Origin of the sequence: Streptomyces sp. SM1, assembly GCF_002910825.1 — a bacterium.
GTDB classification, from domain to species: Bacteria; Actinomycetota; Actinomycetes; order Streptomycetales; family Streptomycetaceae; genus Streptomyces; species Streptomyces okerensis.
On sequence record NZ_NEUB01000718.1, the window covers coordinates 1 to 21,962 of the forward strand.

A 21,962-nucleotide genomic window follows, 5' to 3' on the forward strand; every position below is an offset into this window, starting at 1 on the left:
CGGGACGCCTCAGGGCGGGGTGATCTCGCCTTTGCTGGCCAACGTCTACCTGCACGTTCTGGACTCCGGGCTATCGCGGCGCGGAGTGGGTGAGCTGGTGCGGTACGCGGACGACGGCGTCGTCCTGTGCCGTTCGGAACGCCAGGCCAGGGCTGCTCTTGACGCGGTCGGGGAGATCCTGACTTCGCTGGGGCTGCGACTGCACCCGGACAAGACGAAGATTGTTGACCTCAGAGAGGGCCGGGAAGGACTCGACTTCCTCGGCTGCCACTTCAGAGCACGCTTCTCGGGCAGGTCGTGGGAGAAGTACGGGACCGTCCGCTTCTACCTGCACCGCTGGCCCTCGAAAGCGGCGATGAAGAGACTCCGGGACAAGGTCCGGGAACGGACCGACCGCCGTCGGACTGGAATGGATATTCGGGACGTGATTGCGGACCTGAATCCGATCCTGCGCGGCTGGGGTAACTACTTCAGAACCGGGAACGCCGCTGACAAGTTCCAGACCGCTGATCGATATGTCGTATGGCGGCTCCACAGATTGATGGCCAAGAAGCGCGGCCGCAATCTGAGGTCAGGCCAGCGGGCGGAATGGACTGAGGAGTGGTTCAACGGGCATGGCCTGTATCGGCTGGGTGGCACGATTCGCTATCCGAAGGCTGCGTAACCATGTCAAGAAGATCATCGGTAAGCCGTGTGCGGGAAAACCGCACGCACGGATTGAAAGGGGGATGGGGAAACGGGTCCGCGAGGACACCGCGCCCCTGACTACCAATGCCGTCGTCCCTTCCCACGTCCCTTGCTGTGTCCGACGCCATCACCCACTACCGCCAGCTGCGCGAGCTGACCGTCGACGAGCTGGCCTATGTGCTCCGGATGCTCGATCACCCGATCTCAGCCGATGCCCTCGCGGAGATGGAGCGATGTGCTCGCCCCGTGACCGTCGACGACCTCGTCGCGATCGCCTACGCTCTCGACACGACCCCCGCGGTGCTGCTGTCGCACATCCCCATCGACATGCCGGAACCCGAAGGGCCCCTCGCTACCGGGCTCCCGAGCGACGTCGACCAGACCGAGCTCCGTGCCTGGCTCGAGGGGGAGACCTCGCTCGACCGCGAGTCGCGGGTGGGCTGGTGGAAAGAGCGGGTCGCCCGCCTCAGGGTCCGGTCGGCGCACCACGAGGAGCAGCTGCAGGGCGCGTACGCGGAGCTGCGCGAGCTCGGTGACCTGGCGCTCCAGGAAGCTGACGCCCCGCCTGTGCAGCGTCTTCGGTGGCGCATCCAGGACGGCGAGCACGCGCTCAACCAGTCCGAAGTCGCACTGGCGCTGACTGAGCATCGACTCGAGAACCTCCGAGAAGGTGCCTGACAGTCTGAGTCCTGGCCAGTCAAAGTCGCCTATCCATAGGCGACTTTGACTGGCTTTCTGTCGTTAGGTGGTACATCTGGTACATCAATCTGCAATACTGACAGTGCGCTTGTGAATGCCTTCGCAAGTGCTCATGTACGAGAAGAAAGCTCGGAAATCGGTCGGGTGGTCCTCAAGGGGGCCAGCTTCGGCTCCCGGGCGTGGTCGGGATCGGGGTCTCGGGGATGCAGTGTGGAACTGCGGAGCCGAGACGCTGGTCCCTGTGAAGATGGCACCGCCTGGACACGCAGAACTGAACGAGAGAAAGCGGGGGCGATTATGACTGAGGATCAGCCTCAGTTACCCGAGCAGCCGACACAGGGCCATGCAACAGCATCACAGGCCGTGCCGGCTCGACCGCAGGTTCCGCCAGTTGTCACGGCCGAGCAGTGGGCCGCCGGGTTCCGGCAGACGCATCTCCGCGAGCCGACGATGCCCGAGTACCAGGCCGCCGTTCAGGCTGGACTGATCGCTCCCGAGCGCCGGCCCCGTGATCCGTCGATGCAGCAGATGACCAACGGAGCCAAGCAGGTCGTCAACGGTGCCCGGGACTTCTTCAACACCAAGGTCGCGCCGGCCGTCGAGAACTCTGGAGCCAAGGAGTTCCTCAGCAACCGCGTTGCCCCCGCCGCGCAAAGCGCCGCGCGCTCGATGCAGCAGAGCACCTCGCGTCCCGGACTGGCCACCTTCATCCTTCCCGCCGCGGCGTTCCTGGCGATCATCTCGCTGTTCATGCCGGTCGCTTCAGCCATGGGCTCCTCGGTCAACTACTTCAGCGACGAGGCCGGCGGCGAGGGCGGCTTCCTGCTCTTCACCATGCTCGTGGCCATCGCCGCCTCTGTCGTGGCAGTCATCCGCAAGACGAACTGGTCCCGCGTCACCGCCGGAGTCGTGGGCATCGTCGCCGGCCTGATCGGCATGATCGACGGCTTCGGGACCATGGGCTCCGTCAGCGGCACCCGCTACGCCTCCGTCGGAGCGGGCGTGATGCTCCTGGCGCTGCTGTCGGTCGTGATGCTGGCTGCTGCAGTCCTCATCCTGCTGTCGCCGCGTCAGGCCTCTGCGGTTCCGCCGATGCCGAGCATGCCGCCGGTCCAACCTCCGCAGGCTGAACCAAACCGACTGTCCAGAACGAATGAAGGAAGAACACCATGAACTCCACCAGGACCGCACGTGCGACGCGGACCAGGATCGCCGTGTCCGCCGCGGCCCTGGCCGCGGGTGCTCTCATGCTCACCGCCTGCAGCGGGAGCAGCGATGCTGCTTCCTCGCAGAGCCCCAGCAGCAGCCAGGCCTCCAGCTTCGACGGTGCCTACATCTCCATCACCGACGGGGCGCGCGGCGGCATCGCCGCAATCGACGGCCACAAGATCACGTACATCAACGTCACCGCTGGCGACCAGCAGTGCCAGCTGACGACGAAGGCCCTCGACGACATCAAGCACGGCTCGATCGTCAAGGACGGCAAGACCGACAAGGGTCAGTACCAGGTTCTCTCAACCGGCACGATCAACGACAGCCGGACCAGTGTGCTCTGGGACGACGTCAACGGCTCCGACCAGACAGGCACTGACCCGGGATCCGGCTCGATCTCGATGTCGAACAGCATGATCACGCTCGGGTACACCTTCGCCTACTCGATCGACCAGGTCCAGCTCATCCCCGCCGACAGCGACCAGGCGAAGGCCTTGATGGCCAAGGACTGCAACCAGCACAGCTGATTGCCGCACCACCCAGGCAGCACAGAACCCCGTGGACATCACGTCCACGGGGTTCTGTCTTTTCTCTGACACCTACTCCTGGAGCTGCTGCGCCCGGTACTCCTCAATCGTCTCCGGTGGCCGGCCGTACTTCGGCGCGTGCTGCTCGGCGAAATCCAGCTCAGCCCACGCTGCCGACTGCCGGATCCTCGACCGGGCGACCACGACGAACACCGTGGCACTGATGGCGATGTTGAGCAGACACCACCCAGCCAGCAACGCCGTCAGCACCACAGGCAGACCGTCCTCGATCGCCATGGTGACCAGAACGACCAAGCCTGCGCTGTTGCCCAAGAGGCTGGCCACGTACCCCTCGAACGTGCCGGACAGGTGCGCCAGAGTCCGCGGCTCGTCGCGATGCCGCACAGCGCGCATCATCTCGCCGACGAACACCACGGTGGCCACAGCCGCCGCAGTGCTCAATGCCAGTTCGCGGATCCCGGTGATCCACCATCGCGCCGAGCGACACCAGCCGCGCGGGAAAACGCCGCGAAGCCTCGATCCCAGCCTCATGCTCTTCCCCTTCTCCTCCTGCCGCGCAAAGACGACGCACCCGGTGAGGACGACCATTGCGATCATCCTCACCGGGTGCGTCAGCCCTCCACGCTCGCCCGATCAGTCCTGCGGCTTCTCGCGTCGGCCCCGGCGAAGACCACCGGCCGGCCGCTGCTGCGGCTCCGGAGTCTCCACGCTCTGAGGAGCCGGATCGGCAACCCGGCGCGGACGGGGACGAGGGCGCGGAACCGGAGCCTGCCGCGGCGAAGAAGCCGGTGCAGGAGCCGACGTCCGCGGAGTCCGCGGAGTCTGAGCCCGCGGGGCGGGCGCCTGGCGCGGCGTCGGCGCCGCCGCCTGGATCGCACCCGGCTGACGCGCTGCCTGCGTCCGAGCCGGAGTCCGCGCACCAGGCGCAGCCGGAGTCTGACCCGAAACCGGAGCGGCCACGGGACGAGGAGCCGACGTTCCGGCTCCCAGCTGCCTCGGAGCCGGGGTGCCCTGAGCGGAGCGCGTCGGACGCGTGCTCGGCGAGGCCGGCTGCTCGGAAGCAGGGACAGGCACAAGACCAGGAGTAGCTCCGCCGCTGAAGCGCTGCGGTGCAGCCTGCTGGTTGCTGCCCTGCTGCCTCTGCGTACCCTGGGCACCCATGCCGAACTGCGCCGGGCCCGTCTGACCGGCGACGGTCCTACGGCCCCCGCTGGTCGGAACAGAACCAGCGCTGCTCTGCCCCTGAGCACCACCGCGAGAACTCGACGGCTCCGTCGACGAGGCCAGAACCTCGCCGGGGATGACCTTGTTGCCGTCCGAGGTGTACCCGAGGTTCGACAGGCCGCCCTGGTTGCTCAGGCCCAGCGCCGTCTGCTTGTCAGAGTGCGAGCTGCCCGCTCCACCACTCGTCAGCTGCAGCGGGCCACCCTTGTCGTCGGGGCCGTCACTCTGGCCGGACGCGCCCAGGGCACCAGCAGGACCGCTGCCGCCCGGCAGAGCCTTGGCGTCACCGCCGCCGCCACCGCTGCCAGGACCACCGTCCAGTGCCGGGCTGTTCGGATCGCCCGGGCCACCCTCGCCGCCGCCCTCCAGGGCCAGCGCCTGGTTGCCCGCGGTCAGCGCCGTGGGGTCGCCGTTCGTACCGCCGGCGTTCGTCGACGCCGTCTTGCCCGCGGGCTTGCCCGTGTTCGGAGACGCCGGGCCGCTGGTCTTGCTGTTGAACCCGTTGGCGAGCTTGTTGCCCATGGCCATACCCGCGCCGGCCCCTGCACCTGTGGCCAGAGCAGGCATCAGCCCACCCTTGTCCGGCTTCGGCGCGGAGTTGGTCTCCAGGAACTTGTCCACGAGCTTGGTGACCACCTCGTCCATCGCCTGCAGCACCGTCTTGCGGACCCGCAGCAGAGCGAAGGTGATGCCCATGATCATCAGCGACGAGATGAGTGTCAGGATCACCACGATGGTCCCGCCGAGCGCAGCGCTGCCCCACAGGCCGCCCGGGCTCATGAAGCTCGACACGGGCCCGGCCATGATGTCCGGGACCGAGATCAGGAACTCCGAGACGAACTGGTAGATGAACAGCGTGACGAGGACCTCCAGGATCAGCGCCATGGAGTAGACGATTACCTTGGCGATCGCGGCCATCGCGCCCAGCGTCGCGAACGGCACGGCCGCTACGAGGCCGAAAATCCGCTTGACCGAGCCAGCCAGCATGCCGATGGCGTACCAGAAGCCGAGCAGGACGATGGAGCCCAGGACCGTGGCTGCGTTGGACCAGTACATGAACTTCGCCGGCCCCGTGCCCACCTGGCTGACGGCCATGTGGTTCTCGCGGGTGAAGCCGGACGTGGCGTTGTTCGAGCTGTACATGTTCAGCGAGCTGGGGCTGAACCCGGTGTTGAGGTAGTTGTACGCCGCCAGGGGAGACAGGTTGCACGAGGAGGGCGTCTTGCCCACCGTGAAGCCGCAGCCGGCCTTGGTCCCCGTCGTCGTGAAGACCGTCGAGTCCTTGCCGGGACGAGAGGAGGTCAGGCCCGTGCCGTCGGTCGAGATCACCGGGTGATCCACCGGCTTCGGCCCCTTCTCCTCACCGAAATCCTCCACGTCGCCGTAGCTGTCCTTGTCGACGAACCAGCTCTTCTTGACATCCGCGCTCTCGTCCAGCTGCGTGATCGAGCTCTTGATCCCCGACTCGAAGTCGGAAGCTGCGATCTCGTTGCTGCCGATGTACTTGCCGATGATCCCGAAGGTCGAGAACACCGCCTTGAAGTCGTCCGACGCACCGGTGCCGACGGAGACCGTGCCGTCCTTCCAGGCCGACTCGGCGTCGTTGGCCTTCGTGCCGATGCTGATGCCGTTGAACGTCGCTCCGTGGGACTGCTTGTTGATCGCCAGCGCGCTCGTGCGCACCGACATCATCGCGTCAGAGCTCGCCTGGTCGCCGTTCCAGGAGACAGTGGCCTGGTCCGGGATCCCGAGGCGGTCGTTCATCATCCACGCCTCGAAGTCGACGTACGTGCTCAGCACGACGCGTGTCGGACCGGCATGCTGGCCGAGAACCGAGTTGTCGAACTTGTCGAGCACGTTGGTGTACATCGAACCGATGAGCGGCAGACCGACGCCGATGAAGACGACGCGCACGATGAGCTTCTTGATCGCCGAACCCCGGTCCATCTTTTTGAACATGACCAGGCCGATGAGCAGGAAGCCGATGAAGATCGGCACCAGCACTTGCCACGAGATATCGACAAGCAGGCCATACCAGCCAGCGATCCAGTGCTGGAGGCCCGAGAGCGCGCCGCCTCCGGTGTCACCTCCCGTCATCCCGTCGGCGAAGGTCGGATTGACCGCCCTGATCGCCTGGTAGAACCACATGAAGGGGTTGATGAGCTTCAGGAACTGGAGGACGACGTAGAACAGCGTGCCGACCGCCAGTGCCAGGGCGTAGAGGACCCAGATGATGGAGCCTCCGATCACGCTGACGATCTGGCCGCCGATGCCCGAGGACATCGTGTCCAGGCCGAGGTCGTTGTTCGCGGCCCCGAAGTGCGCGTAGTCGAGCATGCCCGAGTACTTCGCGTTGCCCTTGTCGTCTTTCGCGGCCAGAGTCTCGTACGTGACGGTCTGGGAGGACCCCGAGACCTCGGCGAAGAACCAGCCCACGATGTTGCCCAGGCTGAAATCCGGGTCGGCGTAGCCGAGCATGGAGCCGCCCGAGGCCGGGCTGCCGACGACCGGCTTCCACTTGTCGTGCATGCCCTTGTCGTTCGACGGCGAGTTCTCCTCGCTGAAGTACGAGCTCGCATTCGAAGCCAGCTGGTAGAGGCTGTAGTTGTCGCGCTCCTTCTGGTCGTCCGCGGACGCTGGCGAAGAGGCAGCCATCATGAGGACCGGCACGAACAGCGCGGCCAGGAGCACGAGGGCGAGCCCGCGCGCGAGCCTGCCCTGGCGGGCTCCGCCACCGCCGGGGCCGGCCCAGGCACGCATCCGCGCCACCGCCGTGATCGTCCCGTTCATCGTCTCTCCCCTGCTCCTCGCCTTCGTATCAGCGCTGACCTCGTTCATGCCTTGACCAGCTTCTTGGGCTTTGGCTTCCTCGCTGGCCGCCTTGCGCCGTCCTCAGGCTCCTGCAGGCTCTTCTTGCCGTCGCGGCGCTTGCCCCCGTCGCTCTGGCCCGCGTCAGGCTCGCCGTCGCCGCCTTCGCTGTGCTTCCGGATGCTGGTGAGGTTCGCGCCCGGTGCAGGCTTGTCGTGCATGATCGCGTCCATCCGCGCCGCCTCTTCGGCCCTCGCCGCCTCCAGGCGGACCTGCCTGCGCTGGGCCTCGCGGTAGGGGTTGATCCCCAGTGCCAGGTCCAGGTGGAAGACCACGTTGGAGACGCCCCGGCGCAGATACGTGAGGTTCTCGCCCTTGGTCGTGATGAGCTGGGCGAGATCTGGTGGAATCCGCTGGTGCAGCTGCTTCTGGTACTCCGCCACCGTGCCATCGCGCATCGGGCCGAAGAGCGTGTAGTCCGCGGCGTCGAACTTGTTGAAGTCGCTGTCGGCCAGCATCGTGTCGACGTCGTTGTAGCTGTAGACCACCCGGCCGCCACGCTCGTACATATGGTCGAACTGGTCCTTGATGTACTTCTTCACCCGGTCGTCGATGTGCTCGGTGCCGTGGATGATCACCGTGTCGCCGAGCCCCAGCTTGCCAACGGCGAAGCCGACGATGTTCACCAGTTGCGCCATCGCCACACCCTTGCCGCGGCGCATGAGCCGCGAGAAGTCGTAGACCACGCGCCGCGAATCCCGGACCCCGTCCACGGCCGAGGCCGTGTGGTTGTTGAACAGGTCGCCGTTGGTACTCAGCATCGCGTTGGCGATGCCCCTGAGCACGTTGTAGGCGCGCAGCTGGTCCGGGTCCGTCTTGCTGGAGTTCAGCAGTGCCTTGTGCGCGGTTGCCAAGTAGGAGACGAACATCTGAAGACGCGGCACCTGGGCGTGCGGGATGTTCACCACGCGCAGGCGGTGACGCTGCTCCTTGGCGTTGTGCCGCCACATGCCCTGCTCGATGTAGAAGTCGGTCGCGGTGTCTTCGAGGGCGCTGCGGATGATCGAGCCGATCGCTCCGTCGCTGGTCTCGTAGAGCTGCTCGAACATCAGCTTGAGCTTCTCCATCTGGGCGGAGAAGACCATCAGCTCGTCCTCCTCCTCGCCGAACATCTCGAACATGTTCACATCACCCTGATTCAGGTCCACGCGCGAGGTGAGCCGCTCGAACTTCGGACCGAGCTTGTCGAGGTTCGCTCCGTCGAGGATGAGGTGGACGACCTGGCCGTTGTTCAGCAGCGCCGCCTGAGAGATCTTCGAGCACCACATATTGGCCACCCGCTGGCGGTCGAGGTACTCGCTGAGCGTGGCATCGGCGACGATCGCGTGGTGGTCGTAGGCGTTGACGTCCATGAGCACGGCGCTGTTGTTGACGTCGCCGACCATGTAGCCGACGTACTCGCCGCCCTTGTCGTTCAGGCCGTTGGTCACCAGCGAGTACGAGCCGGCCAGCTCGGTCGAGGTGAAGTGGAAGCCCTTGCCCTTCTTCTTCTCGTTGTTCTTCCACAGGCCCGAGAGCTCCTGACGCTGCTCGCCGGCGTAGGGCGCAGCCTTCAGCGTGCCGAATCGGTCAATGTACAGACGCGTGACCCGGTCGATCGTGTCGTCCAGGGCCGCCAGATCGGGGGCCTTGAGGAAGAGCCGATTGTGCACCGAGAGGTAGCTCGCACCGTCCTGGATCTCGCCGATCGTGATCCCGAGGTCACCGGAGATCTTCGCGGCCTTGCGCTTGGAGGAGGTCGTGCCCGTCTCCTCCTGCTCGTTCGCATCCAGCCGGTCCAGCTTCTCCGACTGCTTGGTGTACGAGTCGATCCACTTCTCATCCATCCGCTTGACCTGCTCAAGCACGACGGCGGTGACCCGCTCGTCCAGGCCGTCCGGGATCCGGTCGATACCCCAGAAGGCGGCGAAGTTGTCGTGCGCGGCGTCGTCGTGGAAGTACGCCAGGGTGCAGGCGACCGAGCCGTCGACCTCGAAGTAGTCGGAGCGGAAGAGGTACTTCTCCTTCGGCTTCAGCGCGAGCAGGTGAGGGTAGGCGTCGAACGAACCCTGGAGGTACTTCACCTCCCAGCGGCGCTGCCACCAGTTCTTCTTCGGCTCGGCGGCCTCATCGGCTGCACCGTCCGCCGACGCAGCGTCCTGCACGCCCTCAGCCTGAGCAGCACCGTCCGCCCGCAGATCATCGACCACAAGCTCCGCGGTCTCATTCGTCTCGTCAGGCTTCTTTCCCGGAATGCCGAGCTGTGCCCGGACTTTCGTCATCAGCGCCATGGTGTCCTTCGTTCCTTCCTCGTCGTGGTGGCCGGCCTGGCGCTGGTCAGTTCAGCGACGCCTTGAGATCGAGCAGTTCGTCGTCGATGCCCTGGTAGAAGACCCGGAGCATCGGCAGGGCCTCCTCGCGGTCGAGCATCGTGGCTTCCTTGATCATCAGAGTCGAGCCGCCGACCTCGGCCTGGAGGACCTGGTGCCCCTTGCGCAGTGCGTCGGCGTTCTTGCCCTTGAGCAGCAGGTACTGGTGGATGGAGGTGAACTTCCCGCCCACGTGCTGCGTGAGAATGTCGTATTGCTCGTTCTGCAGCTCGATCAGATCGGGATCGCGGACCTGCAGGGCCTGGTTGCGCCGTTCCAGGTTCGCCACCTGGTGGTAGACCCGCTGCGGCTCCTTCGTCGTGATGAAGCTGTGCTCGCAGGCCGTCTCGACCTTGCGCCAGAAGGAGTCGACCCGATCGAGGATCCCGACCCGGTCCTCGTCGAAGAGCAGGTAGCTAGCCGAGCCGACGACCAGGTAGACCCGACCTTCGCCGCCGTCGGAGAAGTGGATCAGCCCGTCCTCGTCGATCCCGTCGATGCCGACGATCGAGTAGAAGTCCGTGGGGTTCGAGCCGCGACGGGTGAAGACATGGCGGGCCTTCAGCGGCAGGTAAGCCAGGAAGGCTGGTACGCGCATGATGCGCAGCTCCTTCGTCTTCATCAGCCCGCCGAAGTAGGCGATCGCCGCCAATCCCCAGAGGACGAAGAACGTGATGGCGACTGGGCCCGAGCTCGCGACGAACGTCGACGTGCTGAACCACAGCAGGGCGAGGATGCCGCCGCCGAAGAAGAGCAGTTGCTTGATCGGGGAGGGCTTGGCCGCCCACCCTCCCTTGCTCAGCGTGATCTCGTGGTCGAGGAAGCTCCTGTTCAGCGAACTCGGCACCTTATAGGACAGTTTCGCCATGAATCTCTCATCTCCCCCCTGTAACTCCAATGGCCATTGCTCGTTCTATCGAAAAGTCCTCATACGTGAGGTGTGTAGATGGCATCCTATCTTAGATAGGTCATTTGAATCGAGGATGAAAGGGGCTTGAATGGCGACGTTCGATGGCTCGGACTGGCGAGTCCGGGTTATCGGGTGTCGTCTGAGCGGCTGGCATGATCCGTCCGCGGGCCGCTGGATCCGGACGACGCCCACCGGTGCCTCACACACCTCGCCTGCGACCTGCGCAGCCTGGGCCCGCATGATCTCGCCTGGTGGCAGCTCTGCCGCTGGTGTCAGCCGCTCGCCCGTCCGTGGGCAGGGTCCCTGCTGTGGGGAACCGTCGCGTGCCTGCTCTACGTCCTCGGCGTCGCACCGTGGGCGGTCACCTCCGGCGTCCCCCTGCGGGCCTACGCCAATGCGTTCCTGTGGTTCGACTTTCCCTGGGTGGTGGCTCTGATTGTCATGCACCTTGCCGCGGCCTGGCTCGGCTCTCGGCGTCGCTCGAATCCTGACCCTCTGACGGCGGATCAAAAGTGACCCACTTGGTGATCTTCGCCTGAACCTGATCTTGATCTGAGGTCAGGAGGGAGAGGGTGATCTGCGTGGAGGACTGGGCAGAGATTCGCAGGCTGCACCGGGCCGAGCAGATGCCGATCCGGGCGATCGCGAGGCATCTGGGCATCTCGAAGAACACGGTCAAGCGGGCACTGGCGAGTGACCGGCCGCCGAAGTACGAGCGTCCGACCAAAGGCTCGGTGGTCGACGCTGTCGAGGCACAGATCCGTGAACTGCTGCGGGAGACGCCGACGATGCCCGCCACGGTGATCGCCGAGCGGATCGGGTGGGAACGCGGGATGACGGTACTCAAGGAGCGGGTGCGGGAACTGCGGCCCGCCTACGTCCCCGTCGATCCGGTCTCCCGCACGACCTATCAGCCGGGTGAGCTGGCCCAGTGCGACCTGTGGTTTCCCGAGGCGGACATCCCATCACCCGGACACCGGCGCCACCGGCCGGGCCTGAGCACCTACCCTCCGCTTCCCCCTGTTTCGCGCCGAGCCCACGGCTCAGGAGACGGCAGGTTCACGCGGAAAGCGGCCAGGCCCGCGGGTCCGCCGATCGCGAGGGAGACCTGGCCGTCCTCGTACACCGAGGCGATGGAGTCGACGGGCGCGGCGGTGATCAGACTGTGCAACAGCTCGCCGGAAACCGGGTCCCACAGGTGAAGGGCGTGACCACTCCCGCTGGCGAGTACATCGCGGGTGGGGGAGAGCGTGACGGAAGCCAGCGACTTGGTCCAGGGGGTCGTGATCCGCGCCCGCGGTTCCCAGTCGGCCGTGTCCCACGTGTGAATGCCCTCGCGGTCGGCCGCGGCCAGGAGAACGGAGCCGGCCGATCGAAGGACCGCCAGCGCCAAGGTGTCCGAGCGTCGCCTCCCCCGTACCCGCAGATGTACGACTTCTCTCCCGCCTTCCAGATCCCAGATGCTGACACCACGGTCCGTGCCGATCGCAAGCCACGGAGTGACTCCGTCGCTCGCAGGCAGGGCCACGACCGCGCGGGACCTTGGGAAGGCCACACTGGTGATGTGCTCGGTTGGTCCGCCCTCGACATCCTCCAGAAAAATGCCGCTGTAGCTTGCGCGGGCCAAGTGGGTCGAGCCTGGTGGCCAGTTGACGACACACGAGTCCGAAGAGCTTTCGCGTCGCTGGAAGACCGCGAGGTGGCTTCCTCCCGGGGCGGCCCGCGGACCCTGCTGGTCTCCCGCTGTCGGAGGCTGCCAGATCCTTGTGCCGGTGCCGGCCCAGACGGCCACGCGCCCCGGAGAAACCGGATGGAGCGCGTCGACCATGCCGACGGCCAGATCGGTGCTGTTGCCGCCGTCCAGATCCATGGCTACGGCGCCGGCGGGGTTGCCGACGATCCATCGGTGGTGGCCCCGGCCGTCCGCCGCAGGCATCCGAAGCGCCGTCAGCGCGGTGACCGGTCCCACCGACATTCCGGGCGGCGTACGGGGGGTGGCCGGTTTTGGCTGCCACAGGCGCAGACCTTCCTCGCCGGCCGTGGCCACGAGCCATCGGTCCGCCGCCGGCAGCGTCGTCAGCCCGGTGATCTCTCCCACGGTGACGTCGGCGACCAAGTCCCAGCCGCCCTCGCCGAGTTCCCACACCTCCACGCTCCGGTGTCGACGTCTCTCCAGAGCGATGACCACGCGGCCGTCCGGGAGATCGAACTGTGCGGGAAACGCGGCAGGCCCCTTGCCCACCGGCAGCACCTGCCCCGTGTCGGGATCCCAACTCAGGACGCGGCCGGTACTTGCCACCAGCACCATGTCCGTACGCCCCGGGCGCCGCAGGCACAGGAGTCTGCGCACGTCACGGCAAGCGATGCGCGCGCGTGAGTGGATCGCGTCGTCGTCGAGACTTTGCAGGACCAGTCCGTCCGAGACCGCCGACACGAGCAGCGGTCGCCCTCTCCGGTCGCGGATTACGGTGTGCGCGGGACGGCGCTGGCCACCTGCTTCGTCCGTGGGGAACGGCACTGTCTCGGAACGGTTCTGGTCCGGTTTCCAGCGGGTGAGGCCGTGGCCGTAGCGTGAGAGAAGCTGCCACCGGTCTTCACCGTCAGTGACGACGTGAACCGCACTGGCGGGCGTACTGGAGTGGTGGATCCGCAGTCCGGACAGCGGGTCCCAGATCGCGACACCCCGAGGTCCGGCGGTGGCGAGGAAGGCTCTGTTGTTCCCGCGTACGACGCACAGGTCGTCGACGAGACCGGCAGGGAGATCCGCCAGGTGCCGGCCGTCGGCCGCGTCCCAGACGTGGGCCCCTTGCTTGGTTCCGGCAACGACGAGGGTGCGTCCCGTTGACACGTCGATCGTGAGGAGAGCGCGCACATACTGTCCCGGGGTGGCCAGGACGTTGGTGGCGGACCGCCACCACACCATGCGCGGGCTCAAGACCGTGGCGCCCGGCTCCTGCGGTTCCTCGCGGTGCCGGAGTGCCAGTGCGTGCAGAGCGATGCTGCTGTGCCGGGAGGCCGGGTCGACGGCGTCCGTGAGATAGGGCTCGATCAGTGCCGCCGCGGCGACGTGGGTCCGGTGGGTCTCCTCCGGGTCCTCGGGCAGCGGTAGGCCCAGTCGTTCGCGCAGGGTGTGCGAAGTCTCCTGGGACAGCAGTCGCAGGGGAACGTGTTCGTCGTCCAGGACGTGTCCGGCGGTGGCGTGTGCCACGAGATGCCGCCGGACGTAGGGGTGCGCGGTGGCGCGCTCCGCGGGGAGGAGAAGCGCCAGCTCACGGGTGATGCGGGCGTGCTCCTCCGCGAGCGGCGGGGGCACCTCATCACCGCCGGGTGCGACGGGTGAGGTACCGGCGAGAGAGGAGGGCTGTTCCAGGAGAACCTTGGCGACCTGCTGGTGCACCGGCCGGTACGTGAGGCGCCCATCCTCCTCGCTCCTGGCGAGATAGCCGGTCAGTCGAGTCGTCTGCACGGTGCGGATGGCGGCGGCAAGTTCCTCCACCGACGCCCCGCTGTCACCAGGGGCTACGAGCGCGTGGGCGACACCGGGCCAGACCTCCGCCCAGGGCAGTCCGGAACCGGCCCCGAACGCCGTGGCACGCAGGACTCTGACCAGCACGGTCACCGGCAGACCCTGCTGACGGGCCACTTCGTGGAGGTCCTCGTGGAGCAACGCCACCGTGCCCCGGCTCAGACGCTCCTGCCAAGTCCGCGCGGTCACCTCCTGAACCTGCTGGGCGGTCCGCAACTGGTCCGCGGCCAACCGCCCGTCCAGGAATGACGGCGCCACCGCACGCGCCACGGCACGCGCGGCGATCCCGGCCTGCTCGCGCCTGTCGGCGTAGGGCCCGGCCTCGTCTCCGGCGAGCAGGGCCTCGACGTAGGCGGCGATGTCGTCGGCGACGCCGGGACCGTCCGTGCGCTGCACGGTGACCGGGACCGGCAGACGATCGCCCTCCAATGCCCAGCACAGCCGATGCAGCAGCTCGTCGGCGTCCGCGTCCACGAGGTGCTCCGCGACGTCGGGCGAGTCGTGAGGAGAGCTGCGCACCCCCACCACCATCCGCACCAACGGCTTATGACGCTCCACCCGCAACCGTGCGATCGGCAGGACGACGTCGTTGAGGCAGGCGAGGCTGTCCTGGGCCTCGTCCAGCGCGTCGATGACGAGGGTCGGCACCCGGTTCTCGCGGGCACGCGCGGTGAGGCACTCCAGCAGAGCCTGGAGGGGCGCTGTCCCGTCGGGGGCGGCCTCTGCCTCCAGCACCCGCAGGAGATCCTCGATCAGGCCCAGCGAGGTCTTGTTCCGCGCCAGGACGGCGGCGTCCACCGAACCGGCAGCAGGACGTTCGTCCGCGGGGACCGCCGCCGCCACTCGGGACAGGTCGGGCTGGTCGAGGAAAACCGGATCAGTGAGCGTCACCAGGCGGGCCAGCAGGGCGGACTTCCCCGAGCCCGCCGCTCCCGTCACCACGAGCACACCACTGCCGCGGGTGACGAACTCAGTCAGCGTGCGCATTTCGTGATGGCGCCCGCTGAAGTACCAGCCCATGTCCTCCGAGTGGATCCGGCCCGAGGCGCGATCACGCCAGTAGCCGTCGAACAGCCCGGCGGCGTCGGGCAGTTCACGCACCGCGGTCCCCAGATCCTGCGGAGCCTCGAAACGTGGGTTCGGCAGGCACAGGCTCGCCTCGTCGGAGAGCTGCTGCTCCGGCCACACCCACCTGGCTTCGACCAGCCCGTGGTCCTCGCGCTGTACGGACTCCAGGGCCTCCCGCCACTCACGAAGCGACAGATATGGCTTCGCGAACCCGGTCTCCTCGGCTCCGATCTTCTCCAGGGTGCGCCTGAGGAGTTCGGTGAACGACCCGACAAGAGGCTGTTCGTCGAAGTCGCCCGACGTGACCACGGCGAGCGAGGCCAGCTTGCGACGGGACGTCAGATCGCGCAGTACGGGCTGGACATCGTTGGCGAGTGCCCCAGCGAAGCAGGAGTCCACAAGGACCAGCACATGCTCGGCCGAGCTGCCCAGCGCGGCGCTGATGACCTCGCTGGTGGTCAGCGCGGTGCCCGGAAGCCGGCCGTCGTCGGTGCGGGCGAAGCGCAGGTAGTGCCGGCCCGAGGACGGTCCCCGCTGACCGTGACCGGTGATGTAGATGACGATCGCTTCCCTGCGCCTGGCACCGGCGATGTCCTGGACGTTCAGGAACCGGTGTACCTGCTGCACCGAGTGCAGCGTCACGTCCGGTCTCCGGAGCGAGAACTGCCGCTCCGGTCCCAGCGCGGAGTCGGCCAACCAGCCCGTGACGACGCCCACTTGCTCGTTGATTGCCTTGGTGAACTCGGCGTTGCCGTCCGCGTAGTCGTCCACCGCGATGACGATCAGCCGACGGGACGCACGCGCCACCCCGCTCATCAAGCCCTCCAGCTTGCCCATGTCCTACGGCTCGAAAGCGGCACTCTACCGCCGGGAACGATCGCCTTCGCGCTCGTACGGCGCGGCGCGGCGGGCCACCGGTAGCATCATCGGCGTGCCGCCAGGGGAGGCGGAGGAGAGAGGGGGCCGGTCCAGTGAGCGATCTGCATGTGGTGGGAGTCCACGGAATCCGCCAGCGCGACACCAACTCCCTCAAGCTGGCCGAGGACTGGAACCTGGCTCTGGCGGAAGGCATATCCCTGCACTGCGGCCCCACGTCCCCCACACCGTCGGTCATCACCCCGTACTACGGCGACGTCTTCCCCAAAGGGCGCTTCCAGCTCGGCGACGACGACCCGTCCGAGTGGTTGGCCGAAACCGACGAGGAACAGCTGGAACTGCTGGCGCAGGCCTTGGAGGCCCACACGCCACCCGTGCTGGGAGAGCGGCCGGCGGCCGGCACTTTGGGCGCACCTCCGCCTGTCTCGCCCCGCATCACGGCGGCGCTCGCGCGTATCGACCGCAGATGCGGCCCTGGAGTGGGGAAGGCGCTGCTCAGCAGGGTCAGTGAGGTGTACGGCTACTTCAGCGCCAAATCCAAGTACGAAGGCATGGCGGACACCGTCCGCGACCGCGTGCGCGAGGCGGTGGAACAGAGCGGCGCCAGCCTGATCATCGCTCACTCCCTGGGCAGCGTCATCGTGTACGACATGTTCCAACGGGGCCGGATTCCCTCGGACGTTGATGGCGGCGTGAGCATGCTCATCACCTGCGGATCGCCCCTGGCATGGCTTCCATTGCGGCGCAAACTCGGGGTACGCGCATCTGACGAGCTTCAACTACCCTCAAACGTGCGCTGGTTGAACGTCTTCGACCCCAACGATCCCGTCACCGCCGGTGTGGGACTCTCCGCAATCGCACCAGGCGTGACCGACGTAGCCGTGGACAATCAAGACGACCCGCATGCGGCAGGGCGCTACCTGGAACAGCAGCCGGTGGCAGCCGCCGTGCACAGCCACATGACGCGTGGCCCCATGCTCCCCAAGGGCTGATCTCACAGCCTTTACGACGGCTCTGCGGGCACTCGGGAAAAGAGCGACAGATGCGATCGCAACCAAACGTCGTACAGGGACCTGGTGTCGCCCTGGACATCGCCGATCAGGCCCACCTGATCTCCCAGCTGCACGATGTCGTTCATCGTCCTCATCGCATCCTTCTGTTGTCGCTGTCGTGAAAAGGCAGCAGCGGGTCCCGAGGTCCGGGACCCGCTGCTGCTCGTCAGCGCCTGTCCGGGCATCAGCCGAACAACGGCACGATCTTCTTCTTGCCGCCCTCTTCCTTCCAGGCGACCTTCGCGTCAAAGGTCTTGCCCTTCGACGAGACGAACCCCGTGCCCTGGATGGTCTTGCCGGCTGCCAGGTCCTTGCGCTGCGCGTCGGTGAAGGTCACCTGACACCAGGACCGCGGCGGCTCGTCGCCGGAGCCGAAGTCGGGGACGATCTTCTTGGCCTTCGCGTCCCAGCTGACCTTGCAGCCGAAGGTCTTACCGGTCCTCGCGCTGACGAAGTCGTCGATCTCCAGCGCCTGGCCCGCCAAGAGTGCCGTGACCTCCGCCGGCGTGAACGTCCGGCCGGACCACTTCGTCGGCTTGTCCGGCACCTCCAGCTGGAACCCGACGAACTTGCGGCCCTTGAAGTCGCCGACGCCGAGCGCTCCGGTGGCCGTGTAGGGCTTGCCCGCCTTGTTCGTGGCCTCGAACGAGATCGTCTCGCCCGCCAGCAGCTTCGCCACCTCGTCGTCACTGAACTCGTGGCCCGACCAGATCTTCTTCAAGGCGACCTTCTTCGGCCCACCCGGAGCGGCCTGCCACACACCCTCGGCGCGGGCGGCGACCACCTGCTTCTTCAGGCCCAGCTCGGCGCGCATGGAGGTGGCGTTCTTCGTCATCGTGGCGATGTCCTCGCGCACCCAGTCGGCGACGACGGCCAGGCGCTCCTCGGCCGTCGCCGTCCCGGCGGCGATGTCGCGCATGTCGGCGTAGACCTTCTCGGTGAGCCCGAGGTCGCCGATGCGCGTGCCCGGCAGGAGCCGCCAGCTCATCTCGCCGGCCTGCGCCAGCCTGAGTTTCCGGCCCTTCTCCGTCAGCAGCGGGTACTTCGCCTTGCCGTTGGTGACCTCGGAATACGTCGAGGTGCGGGTCGCGCCCGTGCCCACGTCGCGCTTCTCCAGCTGCTTCATCAGCCATTTCATCGTCGGATGCTCGGGGCGCTTGTTCGCGCCCTCGAAGATGAACGGCTCCGCGGTCTGACCCAGGCCCTTGCCGGACTCGTTCTCGTCGCCTTCGGCCGTGTCGTCGCCGGCGTCCGGATCGAACACGGCCCGCCAGCCGGGGCTCTTGGGCACATTGGCGATGCCGACGAAGTCCGGGTACTTCTCCACGTGGCCCTTCTGCTGTTCGTAGAGGTAGTCCTCGGCGAGCATGGCCAGGTAGTTCTTCGCGAGCATCTCGTAGATGAGCCGTCCGGCCTTGCCGTACTTGTGCTCGACCTCGTCCAGCGAGAAGGGCACCTTCGGCCCCGGACGATTCGCGCCGTGCGCGCCCTCGGGCTTCACGTGTGTGGACCGGGGCTGGCGATGCGTCAGAAGCCCAGCGTCGACGCCGACCACGGCGGCGATCTTGTCGATCAGCGGCGCGAGGTCCTTGAACTGCTCGGGCGTGATCGTCTTGTCCTCCGTGCGCGGGTAGGAGACGACCTGGTCCTCGTACATCTTCTGGTAGGTCGAGAGCGTCAGGTTCGCCTTCACACCCTTGCCGACGAGCATCGAGGACAAGGAAGCGAGGTCGAGCAGCTTCGGCGGCGCGGTCTTCTTGCCCGCCTTGCTGTCCAGGACGACAGGGGAGGGGCCGTACTGCTGCGGCACCTGGCCCTTCTGGTCGAACCGCGGTTCATCAGGGTTCGTGTACATGACGTCGTTCTCGTCGCGGAAGCGGTTCTGGAAGAACGGCTTCTTGACGTACGCGTCATAAGCCTTCTGCTGGTCGCCGACGAGAGAGACCATCGCCGACTTCAGCCGGCCCTGGCGCAGCACGAGGTCCTGGCCGGACTGGCGGCCCATCGCCGTGGCGATACGCGTGAACTGCATGGACAGGAAGTCCCACTGGGAGCGGTACATCGCCTTGCGGTAGTCGCCCTCGTTCTGCATGGACTTCACCGGCCGGCGCTGTTCGAACGCCTTCTGGATCGAGGCCTTCGACTCGTCGGTGAACTCCATGCGGCTGAACCGCTTGCCGTGGAAGCCGAGTTCGTCGATCGCCTCCCAGAAGAGCAGATCACCCTCACCGGACGGATCCAGATCCGTGGCGATGACGATTTCGTCGCCGCGGCTGAGCGCAGAACGCAGAGTCTTGATGACGTCCGCGACGTTCTTCTGCGGCTCGCGCTTCCACGTCAGGTCATCCGGATCCCAGGGCAGATTGCTCAGGTCCCACTTCTGATAGGCGTCCGCGAGCGAGGAGTCCACCATCGCGTGCGGTTGGGCGAACTCGTAGAGATGACCCCTGAGGCTCGCCACCTCGTAGGCCGTGCCCTTGTAGCTGCCCTTCGTCCCGCCGAGGGCGCTGGCCATGTTCCTCGCTGCGCTCGGCTTCTCTGCGACCACGATCGCGACCATGTCGACTCCTTCTCGTCATGACTCAGAAACGAGTACGAGCCTACTTGAAAGGGCATACTGAATGGGAGTCAAAAGGGGCATTAAAAGGCTTTGAATGGCGCGAGCGTCATGCAGCGAAAGGCAGCTCCGGCACGCTGCTCGAGCAATCACCGCTTGTGAAAAAAGAGAAGACCCCGAGAAGCTGTGCTTCTCGGGGCCGTCGTCTGTCGAGCGCTCCTACCGAGTCGGCATCGCCACTCCGAGCCGGACGCGGTACACCCGCAGCACCTTGCCGAGCGTCTCGAGTCCCTCAGGGTGCTTCAGACCTTCCTCCAGCTCTTTCAGTCGGACGGGCCGCACGCCGGCCACCTCGGCGACCTGCTTGCGTGTGGCCTCACCCCTGAGCTTGATCAGTAGATCCGGCAGGTCCGCGGTCAGGTCCTCGAACATCCGGAACTTCTCCCGCTCGCCCATGCGCGTGTGGCCGACATGGATCGCACCACAACTCTCTTCGCACCAATACCAGCTCGTCGACGCATCTTCCCGGAGCTTCGCGGGGATCTCCTGCTCACTCCGGTAGCGGCGCTTGAAGGCCCACGTCCCTTCGCGCTGCGTCCGGCATCCGCGCGGAGCGTCCTCGGGGCGCGAGGCCGGCGCGGCCATACCCGCACACTGCGGAGTGCAGTACAGGCCGAGGTACACCGGGTCCTGGGCGTGGAGGCCCAGACCCTTGCCGCACGTCTTGCAGCGCTGCCGGGCGGGGAAGAGCTTCTCTTGCTCGTCGTGGTCATCGAATCGGCCGTCCTTCCCGCTCGCGTTCGAGCCTCAGCTGCTTCCTGGTCGCCTCGCGGGCCTTGTCCCGGAGGTAGATCGCCTCCTTGTGCGTGATCGGCGCGTCGTGGAGGTTGTGCGAGCCCCGCAGGAAGTTCTCCGTACGGTCGGCGATGGAGTACGCCAGCGCCTGCTCGACCACCGCGCTGGTCTGGCGCACCTCGCCCAACTCGTCGCGCAGCTTGCGCAGTAACCCGTCCCGCTCGCGTTCAGCGGTCTCGATGTTCGCCAGGCGTGCCACCACGCTGCACAGCAGCGGGTCGCGGGAGCGGAACAGCTCGACGGCGCGCTCGGTGGCCGGGTCGGCATCAAGGCGCAAGTCGAGCTGCGCCAGCAGAAACGCCGTCACCAGCGTGCCCTGGCTCAGCCGCTGGCTGAACTCCCGAGCAGCGCTGTCGCTCACGCCCAGCTCACGGACTGCGGCTGCTCGCAGCTGCTCCCGCAGTGCGTTCATGATGCTCTCGGGCAGCGCCTTGATGTGCGGCTGGCTCTGCACGCCGGCGAGCCGGAAGCCCGACTGGGGGAGCGTGGCGGTCTCGGCTGTGCTGCCCGATCCACCCTTCGATGCCGCACTCTGCACGGCGTCCTGATGGTCGGTGAGCTGGAGCGAGCTGGGCGTTACATGCCCGGATTCATCCGGTGTGGCGACAACGTCGTGAGAAGTGACTTCCGCCGCGGCAGCGTCCTCGACGTCCGGCTGTGCCCCGGGAGCCGGAACAGCATCGGCCGCACCGCCCGGGAGCACCCCGGCAGTTCCTCCCTGTCCACCACCGTCACCACCACCACGCAGGTTGGATCCGCTGGCCCGCTCGGAGTCGCCGGCGCCGGGCTCGTAGTCCGGCTCCAGGTCCAGGCGATCCTCTTCGACGTCCTCATCGAGATCAGCCTGCAGACCTTCAACCTCGGGTTGAGAGTCGGCGTCGCCGGCCTCATCAAGCTGCGCCTCCGGCTCAGGCGTTGCCACCCCAGGCTCAGACTGTGCCGCCTGGGCCTGGACGCGCTTGAGCTCCTCGCTCCCGCCGCGTCGGTAGGCGTCCAGGAAGGACGTGTCTACCTCCATCACCTCGGCGGTGGGTGTGGCCGCTTCCAGCATCTCTGCGAAGTCCCGGCTCATCCGAGCTCACCGTCCTCGTCATCCAGGAGGTAGTTGTCGCCGCGGGTGAGCCCGATTAGGGAGTCGAAGCCTGTGGTGACGACGCGTTCGAGGTTCGCCGAGTTCTTCGCCAGCGCCGCGACCTGGTCGACAAGCTCGTTGAGTCGCGCGATCTCCAGGGTCGGCAGGTCGTAGTCGAGGTTCTCGCGCCGGATCTTCTCGACCACCGCCTCGGCCACGTACTCGTTCACCGAGGAGAACCCGCGCTTGTCAGCCCAGTACTCCGCGCGCTGCTTGTCGTCCGGATCCAGCCGGACGAACATGCCCTGGCGGCCACTACTGCTGCTCTGCGTCGCGCCCGGCGGCTTCTTCTTCGTGCCGCGCACGGGCTGCGTCGTCTTCTCCAACTCCTGTGCGACGGTCATGCGCGGCTTCTCCTTGACTTGTTCGACTGATCTATCAAGCCATCTTATCAATGCCA

General features: G+C 66.7%; 15 protein-coding genes and 1 pseudogene. 7 read left to right on the forward strand and 9 right to left on the reverse strand.

The window, feature by feature from the left end:
• The 4 genes from B9S61_RS20475 to B9S61_RS20490 all read left to right on the forward strand — a co-directional run.
• A partial coding sequence (locus B9S61_RS20475; RefSeq protein WP_258039757.1) for a group II intron maturase-specific domain-containing protein occupies positions 1–664 on the forward strand: 664 nt, incomplete at its 5' end.
• Positions 665–801: 137 nt separating this feature from the next.
• On the forward strand, positions 802–1,365 hold the full coding sequence (locus B9S61_RS20480; protein ID WP_103543577.1) for a DNA-binding protein: 564 nt from the start codon (positions 802–804) through the stop codon (positions 1,363–1,365).
• A gap of 471 nt (positions 1,366–1,836) precedes the next feature.
• Positions 1,837–2,559, forward strand: a complete 723-nt coding sequence (locus B9S61_RS20485) for a hypothetical protein (RefSeq protein ID WP_103543560.1) — start codon at positions 1,837–1,839, stop codon at positions 2,557–2,559.
• Positions 2,556–3,125, forward strand: a complete 570-nt coding sequence (locus B9S61_RS20490; protein WP_103543561.1) for a hypothetical protein — start codon at positions 2,556–2,558, stop codon at positions 3,123–3,125. Before B9S61_RS20485 ends, B9S61_RS20490 begins: the two co-directional genes overlap by 4 nt.
• A gap of 72 nt (positions 3,126–3,197) precedes the next feature.
• Here B9S61_RS20490 and B9S61_RS20495 read toward each other — a convergent pair whose 3' ends face one another.
• From B9S61_RS20495 to B9S61_RS20510, 4 genes are read right to left on the reverse strand one after another with little or no spacing between them, the layout of a single operon-like run.
• Positions 3,198–3,734 (reverse strand): hypothetical protein, encoded by a 537-nt coding sequence (locus B9S61_RS20495; RefSeq protein WP_146064899.1) that lies wholly within the window; start codon positions 3,732–3,734, stop codon positions 3,198–3,200.
• Between the two features lie 45 nt (positions 3,735–3,779).
• Entirely contained in the window at positions 3,780–7,160 is a 3,381-nt protein-coding gene (locus B9S61_RS20500; RefSeq protein WP_258039758.1) for a hypothetical protein, read from the reverse strand.
• Between the two features lie 44 nt (positions 7,161–7,204).
• A complete protein-coding gene (locus tag B9S61_RS20505) occupies positions 7,205–9,499 on the reverse strand; it encodes a hypothetical protein (RefSeq protein ID WP_258039759.1) in 2,295 nt (764 codons plus the stop codon).
• 55 nt (positions 9,500–9,554) lie between these two features.
• On the reverse strand, positions 9,555–10,454 hold the full coding sequence (locus B9S61_RS20510) for a hypothetical protein (protein WP_103543565.1): 900 nt from the start codon (positions 10,452–10,454) through the stop codon (positions 9,555–9,557).
• A 614-nt stretch (positions 10,455–11,068) separates the two neighbouring features.
• Here B9S61_RS20510 and B9S61_RS20515 point away from each other — a divergent pair.
• Positions 11,069–11,461, forward strand: a pseudogene (locus tag B9S61_RS20515) (helix-turn-helix domain-containing protein); the annotation flags it as partial.
• 38 nt (positions 11,462–11,499) lie between these two features.
• Here B9S61_RS20515 and B9S61_RS20520 read toward each other — a convergent pair.
• A complete protein-coding gene (locus B9S61_RS20520; protein WP_103543566.1) occupies positions 11,500–15,927 on the reverse strand; it encodes an AAA family ATPase in 4,428 nt (1,475 codons plus the stop codon).
• A 134-nt stretch (positions 15,928–16,061) separates the two neighbouring features.
• Here B9S61_RS20520 and B9S61_RS20525 point away from each other — a divergent pair, with 134 nt between their 5' ends.
• A complete protein-coding gene (locus tag B9S61_RS20525) occupies positions 16,062–16,958 on the forward strand; it encodes a hypothetical protein (RefSeq protein ID WP_048818822.1) in 897 nt (298 codons plus the stop codon).
• Positions 16,959–17,008: 50 nt separating this feature from the next.
• On the forward strand, positions 17,009–17,140 hold the full coding sequence (locus tag B9S61_RS42460; protein ID WP_258039760.1) for a hypothetical protein: 132 nt from the start codon (positions 17,009–17,011) through the stop codon (positions 17,138–17,140).
• Between the two features lie 62 nt (positions 17,141–17,202).
• Here the strand turns inward: B9S61_RS42460 and B9S61_RS20530 are convergent, their stop codons facing one another.
• The 4 genes from B9S61_RS20530 to B9S61_RS20545 all read right to left on the reverse strand — a co-directional run bounded on the left by B9S61_RS20530 (position 17,203) and on the right by B9S61_RS20545 (position 21,906).
• Positions 17,203–19,578, reverse strand: coding sequence for a DNA topoisomerase (locus B9S61_RS20530; protein ID WP_103543567.1), 2,376 nt, complete (start codon positions 19,576–19,578; stop codon positions 17,203–17,205).
• Positions 19,579–19,794: 216 nt separating this feature from the next.
• Positions 19,795–20,220: a helix-turn-helix transcriptional regulator gene (locus tag B9S61_RS40385; RefSeq protein WP_146064900.1), complete on the reverse strand. Its 426-nt coding sequence runs from the start codon at positions 20,218–20,220 to the stop codon at positions 19,795–19,797.
• A 124-nt stretch (positions 20,221–20,344) separates the two neighbouring features.
• The gene (locus B9S61_RS20540; RefSeq protein WP_103543569.1) at positions 20,345–21,502 is read right to left on the reverse strand and encodes a hypothetical protein; all 1,158 of its coding nucleotides are present in this window, start codon (positions 21,500–21,502) and stop codon (positions 20,345–20,347) included.
• Positions 21,499–21,906 carry a hypothetical protein gene (locus B9S61_RS20545; protein ID WP_006378868.1) on the reverse strand — a complete coding sequence of 136 codons (408 nt, stop codon included), beginning with the start codon at positions 21,904–21,906 and terminating at the stop codon, positions 21,499–21,501. The genes B9S61_RS20540 and B9S61_RS20545 overlap by 4 nt, the downstream gene beginning before the upstream one ends.
• Positions 21,907–21,962: the final 56 nt, after the last annotated feature.